Raw genomic sequence first — 19,284 nt, 5'->3', positions numbered from 1 at the left:
TTTATTTTAGTTTATAAGAAATCATGACGCCTCCTCTGTAAGGAAGAATTTCACCACTTCTATTGAATTTATTATCTTTTCGGTCATAGCGTTCACCGGTAGTTCTGTCATAACCTTTGTAAAAATCCTGTGATGATCCAATAACTGCATACACATCAATATTCCATCTGTCGGAAATTTTAAACTGATACCCTCCCGTTATACCGAATATAATAGAATAACCTTTCTGATAAAGATTTGAGGTCACAAAAACTTCTCCAAAATCATTGTAATAAGGTCCATCAGACCAATAATTCCATTTTTGCAAAACAAATGAAGAGGCAGCAATATTGGCTCCCAGATAAAAATGTCTGAACGCTTCATTAAAATAATATCTTCCTTCCGCAGATACGGAATAATACTGCAGTTCATGCCCTGCAAAAGACTTCCACGGAGAGATTAGAACGTCGCCCTGTACGGTAATTTTTTTGCTGAGCTGATGTTCCAGAGCAAGATTAACAATCCCTAAAGGAATAAGGACTGCATTACCTTTTATATAGACACTTGTTTTATTGGTATTTTCCTGATCCTGGGCATTTAAATTTCCTAAAATAAAAAGGGTAAGAACGGCTGCTAATAATCTGATCTTCATTATTTCTTATTAATTTGTTTTAACAACTCCTCTGCCAGTTTAGAATCTTTTTGAGCCATAGAAGCCATATTTTTTGACATTTCTGCATAGGTCTGAGCCTGTTCCGTATTTCCGGTAAGAAAATAAAGCTTTGCGAGAATATAAGTATTTTCAGCAGTTTCAGTACGCATGACAGATTTTTCGGCCCATTCAGCCGCCTTTTTTAATGATGTAACATCAGTAACATGTTCAGAAAATATCCATGCTGCTTTTAATAATTCATTAGGCTCGAAAGCTTCCGAATTTTTATAGTATACAAGGGCAGCCTTTTCATATTCCGGGAAATTGGCGTTTTGCTCGTAATAGCTTAATTTGGTCTGGTTGAGTTTTACTTCAGCATCATGCTTTCCTACAAGGGGTTCTGCTGCTTTCATGAAGTAATCATCGTTAATTCTTTTATTCTGATGGTCGATTGATTGTTCAACAATTTTTCCCAGTTTAATCTGATTGTCGAATTCGCGATAGGTTTCTTCAGGTAAAAATGTAATGATGTCAGCTTTCCTTTCAGTAAAGACTTTATAATTTTTGTCTTCAGTAGATTTGAGGAAGTATAGTAAAAGACCCACATCATCTTTTGTAAATTCGGATGTTTTTGCTTTGTTTTCAAAATATCTTTCCGAAGCCCTTTTGGCAAAATCAAAATCTGAAGAAGAATTGAGCTTCATAATGTTGATCAGAAATTCAGGATCTTTTTCCCCTTTTTCAAAACGTTCCTTTAAAGACCCTTTTTTATTGTTGGGCGAATTGATATTCTGTGCCATCGCGACGAACATACTTTCTTCCATGTAACCGTAATTCTGTGAAACAACCTCTCCATCACCATTCAGAAACAGATAGGTAGGGTATGAGCGTACCCCGTATTTCACTGCAATATCTCTTCCTTCACCTTTTTCCATATCAAATCTTGCATTGATAAAATTGGCGTTATAATAATCTCCCACGGATTTTTTAGTGAAAATATTTTTCTCCATCATTTTGCATGGGCCACACCATGAGGTAAACGCATCTATAAAAACGATCTTATTTTCTTTCTTTGCTTTTGCGATAATATCTTTAAAAGGCAGTTCCTGAAACTGAATAGCCTCCTGCGCAAAAACGGTGATTACAGAAAATAAAAACAAAACGGTAACAATCTTCTTCATTTTTCAATAAAAATTTGAAAAGCGAAGATACTTATTTTCAATATAAATGCTGCATAATTAAAGTAGTTTTGATTGATAAAATATCGAAATCATTAGTGTACTCTGTAAAGCATCGTTAACAAAATTAATTCTTCTATTGTAAATTATGAATTTAATTAATTCAATTCGTTTTTTTGAGTGAATTATTTAAATTAACCAATTTTTTATTTATTTTTATTATAAATTAATGTTAAATTTTGAAATATTAATAATTTATATTATTTTTGCTTGATAAGCTTTTGAATTTAACTACACATGAAATGAAAAACGATTATTGTTACTTCTATGTGTTTCGTACACATATTATAGATTTCTTTACAGATAATTCATTATTAAAACTTCCTAAACAATTTAATAGGCAAATAATTTGTCGTCTTAAGGATCACGACATCTATTAAATTCATATAATTCTTATTATATAGTATTATTCTATAACATTCTAAAAAAATATTTAATCTTCAGGATGTTATAGATGAGCCGATAATCCTAGATTAACAATGGATTAGACTTTCCCCAAAAATTTTCTCATATACTTCCCTAAAAAAATCAATCCTATTGGAATTGAAATTATAACTGTATGATGGCAGCCAGAGAAATCTGTTTTGCTAAAGGAAACGTGTTTCAGCTGTTATTCAAATTTCAGTGAATAAACAAAAATGTTCAGTATTGAAATAAGTTAAATATTAATTAAATAAAAAAACATGCGATACTTATTAGTAATTACATTGGTTTTCTGTGCTTCTTTACGAGGGCAGGAGTATAAACATGAAGTAGGCGTAAATGCTTATTATGACAGAGTAAATCAGGATTATATAAAATTTAAAGGTCTTCAGAAACAGAATCTTCTTTATAAAGGAGCATCATCTTTTCAGATCAATTATGATTATAACATCAGTACTACTTTGTATGTGGGAGGAGGTTTAGGGTATAGCAAAAGAGGTTTCATTACCGAAAATAAGGACTATTCGTCGAGCTATATTCAGATACCAGTACGGTTCGGGGTGGAGGTTTACCAGAACAGATATTTTGAGATAAGGCCTTATGCAGGAGGTTATATTGGAATTCCTTTAAAAGCCAATGTAAAGATCAAAGACAATTATTTCTCGATATCTGTAGATAATAAAAGCCTGGATCTTGGAATAGAATCCGGAGTTAACATCGGATTTAAGCTGAATGATCAATATAAAATCAATTTTATTCCAAGGATGCAGTTTGGCTTATCAAATATATACCAGGAATATTATTATGAAAAAAGAAGAAATATTGCTTTCTCCATAGGTCTAGGATTAATTAGAAAAATATAATGTATGAATTATTTTAAGAAAATTAAAATTTTGTTCTCTCTGCTCATACTTATTGCGATTTTGGGATGTAACAGAGATGAAGATTCAGTTTTACTGAAGTTTATAGGAGAGTATACCGTAAGTGATTCTTGTGGATCTGCGAATACAACTTATACGATGATCATCAGGGAAAAAAATGAAAACAACAATGAATTATACCTTGAGAATTTCGGGGGATACGGGCCGACAATTGTAGCAAAAGTGAGTGATCAGAATCCCGATAAAATAATAATTGATACCTATTCTGATAATCTGCAGATCGTTGGTGAAGGAACAATCAATAATGAAAGAGATGAGATTACATTTACTTACGAAACAAGCAATAATAGCAATGCTGTAAGCTGCAGTTCAATAGCAAAAAAATAAAATCTGAATCATGAAGAGAAATATTTATTCTTTAAGTATTCTGTTTGCGTTATCTGTGTCTTCGATATGTCTCGCACAGTCGCAAAATCATGAATATATCATTGAGGAGCTATTTAACAGGTCTGAAGGTTTGGAAATAAATACTTATGCCTTATATCCTGATAATAATATTAAAAGTGAATTATCGGTCGTACTGTATCCTAATCCTGTAGATGATATTTTAAATGTAAATATAAAAGCATTAAAAGGAGATAAAGTTTCATACAATCTAATGGATATGTCCGGAAAACTAATTTCTGTAAAAGAAGAGAAAAATTCAACCTTCAAAATCAATATGGTAAATCTGTTGTCAGGGGTTTACATATTGGTCTTACAGGATGAAGCGTCTAAAAAATCTTATAAAATTATAAAAAAATAACAAAATGAAAATATATAAATATGCCGTATTATTCTTTTTAGGATGTGCCACACATGTCTTAAAAGCTCAGGAAAAGCCTTATAATAGTATGATTTTCCGATCTCAGATATTCGATAAAAGTCATCTTCCTGTTAAAAATGAAAATCTTAGCGTTGAGGTAGAATTGTTTACTAAAGATAAAGTCTGGTATTCTGAAAAGCAACAGATCAACACTAATAATGAAGGTCTGGCTTTTATACAGGTAGGCAAGGGGACATCAATTACTGGAAAATTCAATGAGGTGCCCTTTAGTAATCAGGAGATTAGCCTCAGAGTAAAATACAAGGTGCTAAACAGCAATGGAACGTCGTCCGGTGAATATGTACAGCTTCAGTCTACGGATCTATATGCAGTGCCGTATGCATTTCATGCGCTGACTGCAGATTCAGTCACAGGTAACAGTAAAGATACTGTTTCTACTAGCACTGATTCTACCGGAGACAGCAATTCCACATTAGCTTCCAAAGGAAATACATGGTCTGTGTATGGTAACCGATACGTTGGGATGCGTAATGGATTTTTAGGTACAGTAGATGCATCACCTTTAAATTTTAAAACAAATAATCAAACCCGTATCAATATTACTCCTGACGGAAAAATTAATTTCCTGGGAGACATCAATCTTGGAAATACCAATACCCTCACCGTTACCAATCTTGCAACACAAAATATTACCGCAAATAATGTTGCTGCAAATAATTTGGTAGCACAAACAGGGGTTATAGAATCAACAGCCCAGTCAACAAGCCCGGATACAGGAGCACTTATCGTAAAAGGAGGAACGGGGATAAAGAAGAATTTAAATGTTGGGGAAAATCTTTCTGTTTCCAACAATACAAATCTTTCAGGGAATCTCCAGGTAGCGGGAACTTCAAAATTTGCGGATAAGGCCGATTTTGATAAGGCCGTCAAAATCAATGATATTTCTGAATCGAACAATCTGAATGAAGGATCATTTGTTACAGCAGGTGGTGCCTCTGTAGCTAAAAATCTGAATGTTGGCGGAAACACAAATGTTTCAGGAAATATGAATGCTCTGCAAAACTTGGCAGTTGGACAAAATATTAAAGCAAATGGAACTGATAATGCTACCAATAAAGATCATGGAGCTGTAATTATTGAATCCGGCGGTCTTGGCGTGGAAAAAGATATTGTAGCTGGAGGAAGCATCAGAGCCAATGCAAATATAATATCTGATAACAATCTTACTGTAGCCAATACTACAAATCTTAATACCCTTAATGTTGCCGGAAACAGTACGATACAAGGTATCACTAAAATAGCAAATAATACCTTTTCCACTACTCCTGCAGAAGGCGCTTTGGTTGTACAGGGTGGAGTAGGGATTGGTGAAAATCTTAACGTCGCTCAAAATGCTAAAATCAACGGAGTCCTTACGACAAATAATGTAGCTGTTAATAATGCACTCCAAATTAACGGAACTGCAGATGCAGTTGATCAAAACTCTGGGGCGCTTATTGTGACTGATGGCGGTTTGGGAGTAGAAAAAAACATTTATTCCGGAAAAAATATCACCGCAGTTCAGGATATTACAGCCAATAAAAACTTAACTTCCTTACTTAACACCAATGTTGGTCAGAATCTTACAGTAGCGGCAAATACAACAACCAATAGCTTAAATGTAAATACCATTTCAACACTGGGAGGAGTGACTACCATTACCAACGGAACATCTTCAACAAGCCCTGCAACCGGAGCGTTAATTGTTGGAGGAGGTCTAGGAGTGAATCAAAATGTAAATGTTGGACAAAATCTAAACACTGCTGGAAATCTTAATGTTGCACAAAATGCAAATGTTAATGGAACGCTTACTGCAAACAATTTAACCCTTAATAATACGTTGCAGATCAATGGTACTGCAGATGCAGTCGATCAAAACTCGGGGGCGCTTATTGTGACGGATGGTGGACTGGGAGTTGAAAAAAACATTTATTCAGGGAAAAATATTACAGCAGTTCAGAATATAACCGCGAACGGTAATTTAAATGCACTGCAAAATGCCAACGTTGGCCAAAGTTTAGCCGTTGCAGCCAATACGACAACCAATACTTTGGCCGTAAATAGCACTGCAACAATAGGCGGAATTACCAATATTACCAATGCAACAATCTCCACAAGTCCCTCTACCGGAGCACTAGTTGTTGGAGGTGGTTTAGGGGTAAATGAAAACATTAATGTAGGACAAAATCTTAATGTTACAAAAGATACCAATCTTAATGGTAATCTTTATACGAACAAATTGAGTACATTCAATGATCTTGCTGCTTTCAACAAGCAGGTGGAGATTAAAAGTACGGTTGATGAAGATAACAATAAGGCACTGGAAGTAGACGGAGGTGCGATAATAGGAAAAAGACTCCATATTAAATCTACTTTAAGCCAGCCGTATGGTGATTTTACCAATGCCGCCTTAAAAGTTGACGGTGGAGCGATTATCAACGGAAACCTATCCGTGCTAGGTAAAATCTTTGCACAGAATGCTTCTGTAAATACCCTTACTCCTTTTACGGTAGACACATACACCTATTACAGCAACCCGTTTCAACAACCGCTTTTGAACAACCAGGGATATGGTCCGGATAATTTAATTGATTCCTATGCTTTTAAAGTAAATGCTGTAGATCAGGGGATTGCCATTAAATTAAACAAACATGCAGAAAGCAATTATGGAGCGGCCTATGGAGCCGTAAATTCTACAGATGTTACTACAGGTAATAATTTCATCTCATTTTGGAATAGAGACGGAAAAATGGTAGGTAGAATAGAAGGACAAAATCTTTCAGAACTCATTGATAAAGATGGGGCTTATTTACGAGCCGGTAGGTTTAAAGCTCTTGAAGAGCGTTCTTTAGTACTTAAAATAGCATTTAAAGCTTTTGAAGAGGCTTTAGAGCTCTTAGAAAAACAAAAGTCTGATAAAAGTAAAGAGACCTCAGCAGGTCTAAAACCAGGGGGAGTAACAGGGGGAACTTCCAATGGGGGTTCGGTAGTAGGCGGAGGATCTGCACAGGCTTCTCAGGCACAGGATAGCAAGTCGAACCTTGAGCTTCTTACTGCTACGAAATATGCCGAAAAAGTTGTATCACTTGCCAAAGATATTCTGATAAGTGTAGAAACAATTGATGTATTCTCAGATCTGAGAGAGGGACTTGAAAATACTGTTGGTGTAGTATACTCTTCAAGTGCGGGAGATTATGCAGAATATTTGGAATTGACGGATCACAGTGATTTTAAAAAAATTATTCCTGCACAGGTGGTTGGGGTTAAAGGCGGTAAAATTTCTCTTAACACAAATGGCAGTGATAAAATAATGGTAGTTTCAACAAATCCTGCGGTAGTAGGTAAAACTCCTTCAAAAGAAAATGAGAAAAAATTCAAGGCGGTGGCTTTTATGGGGCAGGTTCCTGTCTTTGTACTTAATAAAGCAAAAATCGGAGATTACATTATCCCATCCGGGAACAATGACGGATATGCTGTGGCAAAATCGAAAGATATGATGGAAATTGATGATTATAAAAATATCATAGGAATTGCTTGGGAAGAAACAAATGTTTCGAAACTGATTAATGTCGTAGTGGGTATCAATACCAATGATGTCGTAGGCGTCATTAAAGAACAACAGACTAAAATCACAGATTTAGAATCCAGACTGACTAAAATTGAGAATTATTTATCAAAAAATCCTGATGCAGCATTTACTACAAAACAAGTTAACAATGATCAGGAAATAATCAATGATGATTCAAAATTGACATCATCCAAAAATCTTATAAAAAATGATTCTTTTAATAAAATAGTTGCGAGTATTGTGCAGAGCCTGAAAGAACAAAATATTGATGCATTAAAAAATAAAGACTTATATATTGAAAATGAGGTTAATAATTATTTTGCAGGTATTTTCTTTGCCAAAGAGCTTAATCAGAAACTAAACTCCGATGAACAAAAGTTTCTTAATCAGTGCTTTAAATTTGTTGTAAATCAGGTAAAGGCAAATTTACTTTAAATAAAAAATCAATTAAATCTATTTAAAAACTTTCATTATAATAGATATTTTCATTACAGAAAACGCTTATAATATATACAATTGAGTTATAAGCGCTTCTGTTTTTAATGACCGTACTTTATAAATGAAAGAATTCAACATATTGTAATGATTAAAAAATAAAACGGAATGAGAATTTTAAATGTATTAATATATTTTTGTGTCGGTACAAATCTCTTTTTTTCTCAGCAAACGATAGAGAAGAAAAATATTTACTTTCCTATGGATGAAAGGCTTATACAAAGAAAGGCTTTGCCAGATCCTGTACAGGATAGTCTGCTTTTGGAAAGTTTTGAAAAAATCCCTTTTTACAAAGCGGTATACACAGAGAAAGATTTTCCCTATGCAAGCAAAGAACATTATTATTTCCCTACGGATAGTATTTCATCATATAGTCCGGGTTTGGTAGATCATCAGGCAGCTTATATACCGGATATTTATTCCAATACTGATAAAGTAATTTATAACCGCAATGTTGATCTTCTTGAGCTTACAATGCCTAATAAACATAATTTAATAGTAGGGGATTATATAATGCTTGAAACAAAAGACGGAATGAAATTGGAATCTAAAGTTGAAAAAGTTCCTAACGAATTTACATTTTCAATAAAAAATAATCTTCCTAAGTCCTATTCTTATTTTGTAAGAGGAAAAAAAATTTCTGATTTAAAGCATCTTGATAGAGATGAGCTGATCGTTCTGAATATGAAAATCAGCCAGCTTTTGGAACTAAAGATGAAAGAGTGGGCGAAACGAACTGAACTTCTTGAAAATAAGATGGAGTCTATGGAAAAAGAATTGAGAAGAATAACAAGCATTTTAAATAAAATTCGATAATGTCAGTATCAGTGGTATACTTTGTAAACAATTGATTAACCCGGTTACGAAAACTTGACGGGGTTCAACTTGAAAGAATTTGATTTGCTAATTAAAAGAAAAATCCTTCAGAATAATTTGAAGGATTTTTTGTAATTGTTATTGATTGTGGTTTCTCCAGGAATCGAACCAGGGACACATGGATTTTCAATCCATTGCTCTACCAACTGAGCTAAGAAACCATTTAATTTTTACTTCTTTTTTTGAAGTGCTGCAAAAGTAATAATAAATATCACATCCCGCAATTAATTTTAAAAACTTAGAAAAGAAAACCACCTTTTGGTGAAGGTGGTTTTTGTGGTTTCTCCAGGAATCGAACCAGGGACACATGGATTTTCAATCCATTGCTCTACCAACTGAGCTAAGAAACCATTCTTTTACTTCGTTGTTTTAAAGTGATGCAAAAGTACTAAGTTTTCATATATGAAGCAAGTATTAACATTACTTTTTTTAACAAAAATTAAAAACCTATTGATTTTCAACCGAATTATTTTCCTGTTCCCTGCGGATCTGCTCACTCATCTCTTCCAATACAGGCTTTATCGTGTTTTCAGGCAGATCACTTATTCTGATATACATCAATCCGTCAATCGCGTCATTAAAATTCGGATCAACATTGAAAGCAATTACTTTCGCATTTTGCTTGATGTATTTTTTAATTAAAACAGGCAGTCTTAGTTCAGGTTCAAGATCATCAATGATTTTATCCAGCTTGTTCAGGTCAGATTCCATCTCTTCGAAAAAAAGATGCTTATCCCTGTCACGAAGCTTTACTTTGTATTCATTTCTTGGCGTAATGTATTGAGCTACTGCCGAATCATAATAATTCGAGCGCATAAACTCAATCATCAGAGATTTGGAAAACTCGGAAAATTTATTGGAAATGCTTACGCCGCCCATCAGAAATTTATGATCCGGATTTCTCAGGCAAACATGCACAATTCCTCTCCAAAGAAGGAAAAGCGGAAGCGGTTTCTGCTGATAATCCTGGCAGATATATGCTCGTCCCATTTCAATCACCTTTTTAAAAAAAGGATGTATGTCCTGTTCAAATTCAAACAATGAGCTGGTGTAAAATCCTTTGATTCCGGATTTTTTCATCACCTCTCTTCCTAAAGCCATTCTGTAAGCTCCTACCAGTCTTTCTTCGGCGCTGTCCCATAAAAAAAGGTGATGATAATGTTTATCATATTCATCCAGATCGAAAGGAAGGTTGCTGCCTTCTCCCACAGCACGGAATGTAAGTTCTCTTTGTCTGCCGATTTCCCTCATAATGGAAGGGATTTCCTCATATTTGGTAAAATAAACTTCATAGTTTCCATTGCTGAAAAACATCTTATCGGTACCTTTCAGCTTTTGGATATCTTTAAGAATATCTTCTTTAGGCGTTTCGTCGATGATGTTCTGAACAATATTTTCTTCCTTCAGCAAAGGAAACTTTACTGAAAGATTTTTAAGATTGATGCTTTGTGCCAGAGATTTTCGCTTTTCATAGTAAGATTTCATCATATAAACCTTACGTTTCAGAAAATCGCCAAGCTCTTCAATACTTTCCATATCATCCATTGCCTTTACGGCAATTGGTCTTCCGATACGAATCCTGATCGGCTTTTCCCTGTCATTCATCATTTCCGCAGGAAGCATAAGGGTCTGTAAACTCGGATGGATTTTCGCCATCTGATAAAAAAGCCTGCTGTTCTTGGCATGAAAATACATAGGAACAACCGGCACTTTGGCCATTCTGATGAGCTTAAGCGCCGGTTTTTCCCATTCCTTATCTAAAATTTCTCCGTACGGATTATTTTTATTGGAAACTTCTCCTGCCGGAAAAATACCTACACAGCCTCCGTTTTGAAGATGTTTTAAGGTTTCACGCATTCCGGATGAGCTGCTGTACGCATCTTTCCTTTTTTCGAAAGGATTTACCGAAATCACATAAGGTTCCATGGGTTTTATTTTTTCCAGCAGGAAATTTCCCATCACCTTGAAATCGGGGCGCACCTCGGAAAGAACTTTGCACATCAAAATACCGTCTATCGCACCAAGCGGATGATTGGAAACAAGAATGAACGGCCCCGTTTTCGGGATTTTTGCCAGATCTTCCTCAAATGCTATGTAGCTTAAATTTCGTTCTCTTACGAATGAATCGAAAAAGTCTTTGCCTTCCTTGTCTTTTAATTTATCGTATAATTTGTTTACTTCATTTATTTTGGCAACGCTCATCACAGCAGATGCCACAGGATTCTTCAAAAACCCTATTTTATGTAAGCCGGAAGCCTTTATCAAATCGTTTTTCGATATTAAACTCATGTGTGTTTAGTCGCAATTAGTTTTATTGTGTTACCATTTGAAGGGTATTCTTTGAAATCTGCTCCAATAATACACTTTTTTCCTGGTAAAATTGATCTATATGATCCATCTTCGCATTCCTTACCGTAAATAAAGATACGTTTTTTATCACTTCCGTGCGGAATACTTTCTGAAGTTCTTCATTCAGCTCATCAATATTGTTGAATTTATCTTCAAGGCACAAAGCCAGGGAAATCGCTGAATTCTGCATCAAAGAAACCTTAATTTTATTTTTCGATAAATACCCGAAAATCAGACTCATGTGATCTTCTGCAATAAATGAAAAGTCTCTTGTTGAGATTTTTAAAAGAGTCTGGTTTTCTTTTAAAATATAAGTTTCCTCACTCTGGTTTTTCTCGGAAGCACCTACTTTGGTTCCTTCTTTAGTAGGATCTATAAAAGATTTTACATAAAATGGAATATTCTTTTGCTGAAGCGGCTGAAGTGTTTTCGGGTGAATGACACTCGCTCCGTAATACGCCATTTCAATAGCTTCTTCGTACGAAATATGAGAAAGCAGTGTTACATCTTTAAACTTTCTCGGATCTCCGGTCATTACACCCGGCACATCTTTCCAGATCGTCATCGCATCTGCATTTAAGCAATATGCGAAAATCGCAGCAGAGTAATCCGAACCTTCTCTTCCCAGCGTTACGGTAAAATTATTATCATCAGAACCTATAAAACCCTGGGTTACATAGCAGATTTCCTTGTTGAGATTTGAGATGAATTCTTCAGTTTTAGCCCAGTCTACAACACCTTCTCGGTAGGAATTGTCGGTTTTTACATAATCTCTTGCATCCAGCCACTGGTTGGTAAACTGGATTTCGTTTAGATATTCACTCACAATTTTGGTAGAAATCATTTCCCCACAGCTTACCACCTGATCATATACAAAGTTGTAGTTAGGAGATTTATTTCTTCTTAAAAAAGAATCAATATCATCAAAAAATAAGTTGATCTCTGCAAACACAGCATGATTTTCAGGGAAAAGCCCTTCCGCAATCTCAATGTGTTTTCGTTTTATCTTTTCAATCTCAGTTTGATAGTTATCTTTCCTGAAATAAAGCTCCACTACTTTTTCCAGTTCATTCGTTGTTTTTCCCATTGCTGATATTACCAGCAGACACTTTGCAAATCCCTGGCTTTTTAATACCATGGCTACATTTTTTACACTTTCGGCATCTTTTACCGATGCTCCACCAAACTTGAAAATTTTCATTAAATTCTTAATAATAAAATTGTTAGATAAAATTTGTGGGGAATATTTTACGGGTGACAAAATTATAAATTTACAACGAGATATGAAATAGCGTTGAATCACAACAGCCTTAAGATTTCATTAAAATCATTAATGCTGAGAAATTATCATAAGATCATTTAGTGATTTGGGGCTCATTTTTTATGATAAGGGGTGCGTTAAAAACAGAGAAAGCCATGTATTGTATTGATAAACAAAGAGTAAGCTCTTTTGTTAATAATTCTTTTAAATTGCGATAAATTTTACGAAATTTGAGGAAAACGTAAAAAGGAAAATATGTCAGAAAGACCATTACAGACTTTAGGAGAATTTCTTATTGACAGACAGGATGATTTTCAATATTCCACCGGGGAGTTTTCCAGGCTGCTGAGCGCAATAAGACTGGCTTCTAAAGTAGTAAACAGAGAAGTAAATAAAGCAGGAATTGTAGACATTGCAGGCGCTGCCGGAAACCAGAATATTCAGGGAGAAGAACAGCAGAAGCTCGATGTGATTGCCAACGAAATTTTTATTACCGCTCTGTCTCAAAGAGAAGTGGTCTGCGGAATTGCCTCTGAGGAAAATGATGATTTCATTGATATAAAATGCGGTGAAAACGGTCATTTAAGCAAATACGTTGTATTGATTGATCCTCTGGACGGCTCATCAAATATTGATGTAAATGTTTCCGTAGGAACTATTTTTTCTATTTACAGAAGGGTTACAGAACCCGGAACTCCGGTTCAGCTTGAAGATTTTTTGCAAAAAGGAATCAATCAGATTGCTGCAGGATATGTGATTTACGGATCATCAACCATGATTGTGTACACTACGGGAAATGGAGTAAATGGATTTACGCTTGATCCTTCGTTAGGTACTTACTATCTTTCTCATCCGAACATGATGTTCCCAAAAACAGGAAAAATTTATTCCATCAACGAAGGAAATTATATCAAATTTCCGCAAGGCGTAAAAAATTACCTTAAATATTGCCAGATGGAAGAAGGAGACAGGCCTTATACTTCCCGGTATATAGGTTCGCTTGTTGCAGATTTTCACAGAAATATGCTGAAAGGAGGGATTTATATTTATCCGTCATATTCTCAGGCTCCGAACGGGAAACTAAGGTTGCTGTATGAATGTAACCCGATGGCATTTCTTGCAGAACAGGCCGGAGGAAAAGCAACGGACGGATTCAGAAGAATTCTTGAAATAGAACCGGAAGAGCTGCATCAGAGAATTCCTTTCTTCTGCGGAAGTGTTGATATGGTGGAAAAAGCGGAAGAATTTATGAGAATCGACAGCGTAAAATAATGACAGCAGAATATTTCAGATATGTATTAGAATTCAAGCGCCCGAGTGGAACATCTCGCGGCGTTTTGTATGAAAAGGAAACTTTTATTCTTACGATCTATGAAAATGAAAATAAAGGAGTAGGAGAATGCGCAGTTTTCAGAGGGCTCAGCTTTGACGACAGGCCGGATTATGAAGAGAAGCTTCAATGGCTTTGCGAAAATATTCAGCAGGAGTATGAATATTTAAAAAAAGAACTGAAAGATTTTCCTTCGATATGGTTCGGTTATGAACAGGCTATTTTAAACCTGAAACACGGAGATCGTATTTATTTTCCCGGTGAATTTACTGAGGGAGATAAGCCTGTGGTCATTAATGGTTTAATATGGATGGGAGATATTGGATATATGGAAGAGCAGATTCAGGATAAATTGGATCAGGGATTTCATTGCATCAAATTAAAAATCGGGGTCGACTGGAAATCCGAACATGAGATTCTTCAGAAATTAAGACAGAAATTTTCAAATGAGATGCTGGAGTTGCGCGTTGACGCCAACGGAGGTTTTACAAAACATGAAGCCAAAACGGTTTTGCAGCAGCTGTCAGATTTACATATTCATTCCATTGAACAACCCATAAAAGCGGGAAACTGGAATGATATGGCTGAATTGTGCGCAGAAACTCCTACAGCTATTGCTTTAGACGAAGAATTAATAGGAATTGTTGATATCGATCAAAAAGCTGATCTTCTTGAAGCTATAAAGCCACAGTATATTATTTTAAAACCATCATTAATTGGTGGATTTTCAGGTTCGGACGAATGGATTGAGCTGGCAGAAAAACGCAATATCGGCTGGTGGATTACTTCCGCACTGGAAAGCAATATCGGCCTGAATGCCATTGCCCAGTACACATTCACCAAAAAAAATCCGATGCCGCAGGGTCTGGGTACCGGATCTTTATTTGTTAATAATTTCGAATCCAATCTTGATTTGAAAGGAGAATTATTATACTTTAAAGTTTAGTCAGAAGATTGGAGCCTTTCAGATTACTTTTACCTTATCCTTATTTTAAATGAAATATAGGATAATATAATTTCATACTGTGAGATTCATTTCTTGCTAGATAACATCTTCTACGAAAATTGCCTTTTTAATGTATTCTAAAAATGAAGAAAACGTTCTTTTAACCTTTTTCATAACAATATTATTTAGTTTGTGTGCGCTTATTTGTTTGCAATCTTTGTGCCATAATATGGTATTTTTCAGTATTGAATGTGATATATTTCAGGAGGTTTTTATAAATAGCTGTTTAATAGGATATTGACCTTTCCAGTGTTTTTTTGTTTAACGGAAAATTAAATTACAGTTAATCTTAGACTTCAGAATGATTTTGAAAATAGAGGTCCTTTTCAGAGTATAGAATGGATATGGACATAATGTATAATTTAGCTATGGTTTTAGTTAGGGCAAAGATAAACTAATATATCGAATAATACCACTAAAACCCATTAACTATAATTTCCGTAAAACTTTAAAATTTCCTAAATTTGCAAATTGTCGCAGATGCGGCATCCTTAAAGCGAATTCAATGGAAGAAGAAAAAAAATCACTCAATTTTATTGAGCAAATTATCGAAGATGATTTGGCAAACGGCCTCAAAAGAGATCAGATCCGTTTCCGTTTTCCGCCTGAACCCAACGGTTATCTGCATGTAGGGCATACAAAAGCCATCTGCATCAACTTTGGATTGGGCGAAAAATACAACGCTCCCGTGAACCTTCGTTTCGACGATACGAATCCTGAAAAAGAAGAGCAGGAATACGTAGATTCTATCATGAAAGATGTTGAATGGTTAGGTTTCAAATGGGATAAAGTGTTGTACGCCTCCGATTACTTCCAGCAGCTTTACGACTGGGCGGTTCAGATGATCAAAAATGGTAAGGCTTATGTAGATGAGCAACCGTCTGAAGTGATTACCGAACAGCGGAAAAATCCTACCGAACCGGGTATTGAATCTCCATACAGAAACCGTCCGGTAGAAGAATCTTTAGACTTATTCGAAAGAATGAAAAACGGAGAATTTGAAGAAGGCTCAATGTCTCTTCGTGCAAAAATAGACATGACGTCGCCCAATATGAACATGCGTGACCCTGTGATGTACAGGATTTTAAAAAGACCTCACCACAGAACAGGTACTGCATGGAAAATTTACCCGATGTACGACTGGGCACATGGTGAATCCGATTATATTGAACAAATTTCACACTCCTTATGTTCTTTGGAATTTGAAAACCACAGGCCGTTGTATGATTGGTATCTGGATCAGGTATACGACGAAACGAAAGTAAGAAATAAGCAGAGAGAATTCGCACGAATGAATGTCTCTTATATGATTACTTCCAAAAGAAAACTGCAAAGACTGATTGCTGAAAAAGTAGTAAACGGATGGGATGACCCAAGAATGCCTACTATTTCAGGAATGAGAAGAAAAGGATATACTGCAACAGCGATCAGGAATTTTATTGAAAAAGTAGGAGTTGCCAAAAGGGAAAACCTTATCGAAATTCAGCTGTTGGAATTCTGTGTTCGTGAAGACTTAAATAAAGTTGCAAAACGGGTAATGACGGTCGTAGATCCTGTAAAATTAGTCATTGAAAACTATCCTGAAGAAAATGAAGAATGGCTGGAAACGGAAAACAATCCGGAACAGGAAAATGCAGGAACAAGGCAAATACCTTTCTCAAGAGAATTGTATATCGAGCGTGAAGATTTCAAGGAAGAAGCCAATAATAAATTCTTCAGACTGAAACTGGGTGGAGAAGTCCGCTTAAAATCTGCTTACATCATTAAAGGAGAAAGAGTGGAAAAGGATGAGAACGGGAATATTACCACCATCTACGCAACGTACGACGAAAAGTCCAAGTCAGGCAGCGGAACGGAAGAAAGTCTGAGAAAAGTAAAAGGAACCATTCACTGGGTATCTGCAAAACACGCTATTCCTGTGGAAGTCAGAAATTATGATAAACTCTTTACGGTGGAACAGCCGGATGCAGAGAAAGAAGTAGACTTTTTAAACTTTATCAACCCGGAATCTGTAACCGTGGTAAAAGGATTTGCAGAGCCAAACCTTAAAGATGTTGAAGTAGGAGAACCGCTTCAGTTTCAGAGAATTGGCTATTTTACAAAAGATCAGGATTCTACCGAAGACAATTTGGTATTCAACAGAACCGTGACTTTAAAAGACTCTTATAAGCCGGAGTAATAATTTATTTATACCAATATAAATGAACAGGGCTTAATTTTTTAAGTCCTGTTTTTTTATTTAAACAGATAATAGTGAAGAAAAGAGTCCCGAAGGGACGACTTAAACCAAAATAGGATAAAATCCTATTAAAAAAATAAAATCATGAAATTAATATATCTATATACCAATTCATTCAAAGGGCTTTCCAAAGAAAGCTGGATGCTGGCCCTGGTAATGCTCATCAACCGGGCCGGATCCATGGTACTTCCGTTTTTGGGAGTATATATGACCAGCCATTTACATTTCAGCATAGAAAATACGGGAATTGTATTAAGCTTTTTCGGGATCGGTTCCGTTATAGGCTCATGGCTGGGCGGATTTATTACCGATAAAATCGGAGAATACAAAGTGCAGTCTTTCAGTTTATTGCTGAGTGTACCTTTGTTCTGCCTCATTCCTGTTTTCAAGACGGAAGTTGGGGTCGCAGCCATTATTTTGGTTCAGAGTATTGTAAGTGACGCTTTCCGGCCGGCCAACTCCGTAGCCATTACCAAATATGCGAAGCCCGAAAACATTACCCGTGCATTTTCATTAAACAGGATGGCGGTCAATTTGGGGTTTTCTATTGGTCCCGCATTGGGTGGTATTTTATCGGCGATTTCTTACGAATTCCTGTTCTTTGCCAATGCTTTAACCGCTTTGTCGGCCGGGATTCTTTATATAGTTTTCTTTAAAAAACGAAACAAACTCGCCCGTCTGAAGGCCCAAAAAGTAAAAGAAGTAATCGAAATTAAAAAGGACAGTTCTCCGTACCGGGATGGTAAATTTTTACTATACTGTTTTTTCTGTATGTTGTTTTCCATCTGTTTTTTTCAGTTGTTCAGTACACTCACTATCTTTTACAAAGATACGGCTCATCTCAGTCAGCAAAATATCGGTTATCTGTTAGGCTACAGCGGCTTTGTAGTGGTGTTACTGGAAATGGGGCTCGTTCAGGTGGCGGAAAAATATTTCAGTCTTGCCGTGACCATGTTTCTCGGAACTTTTATCTGCGGAATTTCCTATGCAATGCTGGGTTTTGATCACAGTATGCTTACTTTGATCGTCTCCATGAGCTTACTATGCGTTGGGGAAATCTGGGCGCTGCCTTTCATGTCTACCATTACGGCATTGCGATCCGGAAAAAATAATAAAGGTGCTTACATGGGGCTAAACGGGATATCATTTTCCATAGCATTTATCGTAACCCCTTATCTCGGAACTTTAATTGCGGAAAAACTAGGTTTTACCACCTTGTGGATCGGAACCGGAATTCTAGCGACAGCCATTGCTATGGCATTTTATTTCATCGTTCCGTGGATGATTGGCAACAGAAAACACGCTGAATAATTTTTTGGGCGTGTCCCTCATGCCAAAGCTAAACCTCATAGGTTTTTAAAACCTATGAGGTTTCCCTACAATTCGGGCCGGGCTGCTTTGGGGTCCGCTTCGCTTCCGTACGCGTTCGTTTCTCACGCGCACCGGCTCCTGCGTCGCCGCCCGCCGCATCCCTCACGCGAGGACATGTTATAAAAGAACCTGTCAAATAGAACTTGACAGGATTTTATAATTACTTAAATTGAATATACATAAGCATCTCAATGCCCTTTTAAATAAATCTATGTAAATCTGTAAAATCAGTGGGAGAAAATAATAAGTTTTACAGAAGCAACTGCACACAGTTTGTCATCCTGAAAGGATCTCAACGCTCTTATTAAACTGAAACTATTTTTAAGTTCCCACAGATTGCACAGATCTCACAAATGATTATGTATATTTAAATTAATCTGCTTCATCCGTGCAATCTGCGGGAGAGACATAATACTACAGCATTAATCAAAAAAAATTGTCATTCCCTAAGCATCTCAACAACATTTTAACAAAGCTTTTAGGATAAATTAATCTGCCCAATCCGTGCAATCTGCGGGAGAGACATAATACTACAGTATTAATCAAAAAAAATTTTTGTTATTCCCTAAGCATTTCAACAATATTTTAATAAAAGCTTTTAGGATAAAATAATCTGCTTCATCCGTGCAATCTGCGGGAGAATCATAATACTACAGCATTAATCAAAAAAAAATTTTGTTATTCCCTAAGCATTTCAACAATATTTTAACAAAAGCTTTTAGGATAAAATAATCTGCTTCATCCGTGCAAT

The 19,284-nt window shown here is 35.8% G+C and carries 13 protein-coding genes and 2 tRNA genes; 9 read left to right on the top strand and 6 right to left on the bottom strand.

Annotated features, from left to right (window positions below):
- Position 1 precedes the first annotated feature (1 nt).
- Together BUA76_RS13615 and BUA76_RS13610 are read right to left on the bottom strand one after the other, a co-directional pair.
- Positions 2-631 carry a DUF3575 domain-containing protein gene (locus BUA76_RS13615; protein WP_072885346.1) on the bottom strand — a complete coding sequence of 210 codons (630 nt, stop codon included), beginning with the start codon at positions 629-631 and terminating at the stop codon, positions 2-4.
- On the bottom strand, positions 631-1,812 hold the full coding sequence (locus BUA76_RS13610) for a thioredoxin family protein (protein WP_072885345.1): 1,182 nt from the start codon (positions 1,810-1,812) through the stop codon (positions 631-633). Before BUA76_RS13610 ends, BUA76_RS13615 begins: the two co-directional genes overlap by 1 nt.
- 740 nt (positions 1,813-2,552) lie before the next feature.
- Between BUA76_RS13610 and BUA76_RS13605 the strand changes: the two genes are divergently transcribed.
- The 5 genes from BUA76_RS13605 (at position 2,553) to BUA76_RS13585 (ending at position 8,917) form a co-directional block, all read left to right on the top strand.
- On the top strand, positions 2,553-3,155 hold the full coding sequence (locus BUA76_RS13605) for an outer membrane beta-barrel protein (RefSeq protein WP_072885344.1): 603 nt from the start codon (positions 2,553-2,555) through the stop codon (positions 3,153-3,155).
- Positions 3,156-3,158: 3 nt separating this feature from the next.
- Positions 3,159-3,560, top strand: coding sequence for a hypothetical protein (locus BUA76_RS13600; protein WP_072885343.1), 402 nt, complete (start codon positions 3,159-3,161; stop codon positions 3,558-3,560).
- A 10-nt stretch (positions 3,561-3,570) separates the two neighbouring features.
- The gene (locus BUA76_RS13595; RefSeq protein WP_072885342.1) at positions 3,571-3,978 is read left to right on the top strand and encodes a T9SS type A sorting domain-containing protein; all 408 of its coding nucleotides are present in this window, start codon (positions 3,571-3,573) and stop codon (positions 3,976-3,978) included.
- Between the two features lie 4 nt (positions 3,979-3,982).
- Positions 3,983-8,041, top strand: coding sequence for a beta strand repeat-containing protein (locus tag BUA76_RS13590; RefSeq protein ID WP_072885341.1), 4,059 nt, complete (start codon positions 3,983-3,985; stop codon positions 8,039-8,041).
- 168 nt (positions 8,042-8,209) lie between these two features.
- Entirely contained in the window at positions 8,210-8,917 is a 708-nt protein-coding gene (locus BUA76_RS13585) for a hypothetical protein (protein WP_072885340.1), read from the top strand.
- A gap of 148 nt (positions 8,918-9,065) precedes the next feature.
- Here BUA76_RS13585 and BUA76_RS13580 read toward each other — a convergent pair.
- The 4 genes from BUA76_RS13580 to BUA76_RS13560 all read right to left on the bottom strand — a co-directional run bounded on the left by BUA76_RS13580 (position 9,066) and on the right by BUA76_RS13560 (position 12,527).
- Positions 9,066-9,138 (bottom strand) — tRNA-Phe (locus tag BUA76_RS13580).
- A gap of 116 nt (positions 9,139-9,254) precedes the next feature.
- Positions 9,255-9,327, bottom strand: a tRNA-Phe gene (locus tag BUA76_RS13570).
- Positions 9,328-9,424: 97 nt separating this feature from the next.
- Positions 9,425-11,266: a lysophospholipid acyltransferase family protein gene (locus BUA76_RS13565; protein ID WP_072885338.1), complete on the bottom strand. Its 1,842-nt coding sequence runs from the start codon at positions 11,264-11,266 to the stop codon at positions 9,425-9,427.
- A 22-nt stretch (positions 11,267-11,288) separates the two neighbouring features.
- Positions 11,289-12,527: an aspartate kinase gene (locus BUA76_RS13560; protein WP_072885337.1), complete on the bottom strand. Its 1,239-nt coding sequence runs from the start codon at positions 12,525-12,527 to the stop codon at positions 11,289-11,291.
- Between the two features lie 315 nt (positions 12,528-12,842).
- Here BUA76_RS13560 and fbp point away from each other — a divergent pair, with 315 nt between their 5' ends.
- The 4 genes from fbp (at position 12,843) to BUA76_RS13540 (ending at position 18,473) form a co-directional block, all read left to right on the top strand.
- Complete coding sequence (fbp, locus tag BUA76_RS13555; protein ID WP_072885336.1) at positions 12,843-13,859, top strand: class 1 fructose-bisphosphatase; 1,017 nt, start codon at positions 12,843-12,845, stop codon at positions 13,857-13,859.
- Positions 13,859-14,863, top strand: coding sequence for an o-succinylbenzoate synthase (locus tag BUA76_RS13550; RefSeq protein ID WP_072885335.1), 1,005 nt, complete (start codon positions 13,859-13,861; stop codon positions 14,861-14,863). The genes fbp and BUA76_RS13550 overlap by 1 nt, the downstream gene beginning before the upstream one ends.
- Positions 14,864-15,428: 565 nt before the next feature.
- On the top strand, positions 15,429-17,102 hold the full coding sequence (locus BUA76_RS13545) for a glutamine--tRNA ligase/YqeY domain fusion protein (RefSeq protein ID WP_072885334.1): 1,674 nt from the start codon (positions 15,429-15,431) through the stop codon (positions 17,100-17,102).
- Between the two features lie 144 nt (positions 17,103-17,246).
- On the top strand, positions 17,247-18,473 hold the full coding sequence (locus BUA76_RS13540) for an MFS transporter (RefSeq protein WP_072885333.1): 1,227 nt from the start codon (positions 17,247-17,249) through the stop codon (positions 18,471-18,473).
- The last annotated feature ends 811 nt before the right edge of the window (positions 18,474-19,284 follow it).

Source organism: Chryseobacterium takakiae (genome assembly GCF_900129385.1).
GTDB lineage: Bacteria > Bacteroidota > Bacteroidia > Flavobacteriales > Weeksellaceae > Chryseobacterium > Chryseobacterium takakiae.
The sequence above is the reverse complement of the archived record's forward strand: the minus strand, read 5'-3'. Positions and strand labels throughout refer to the sequence as shown.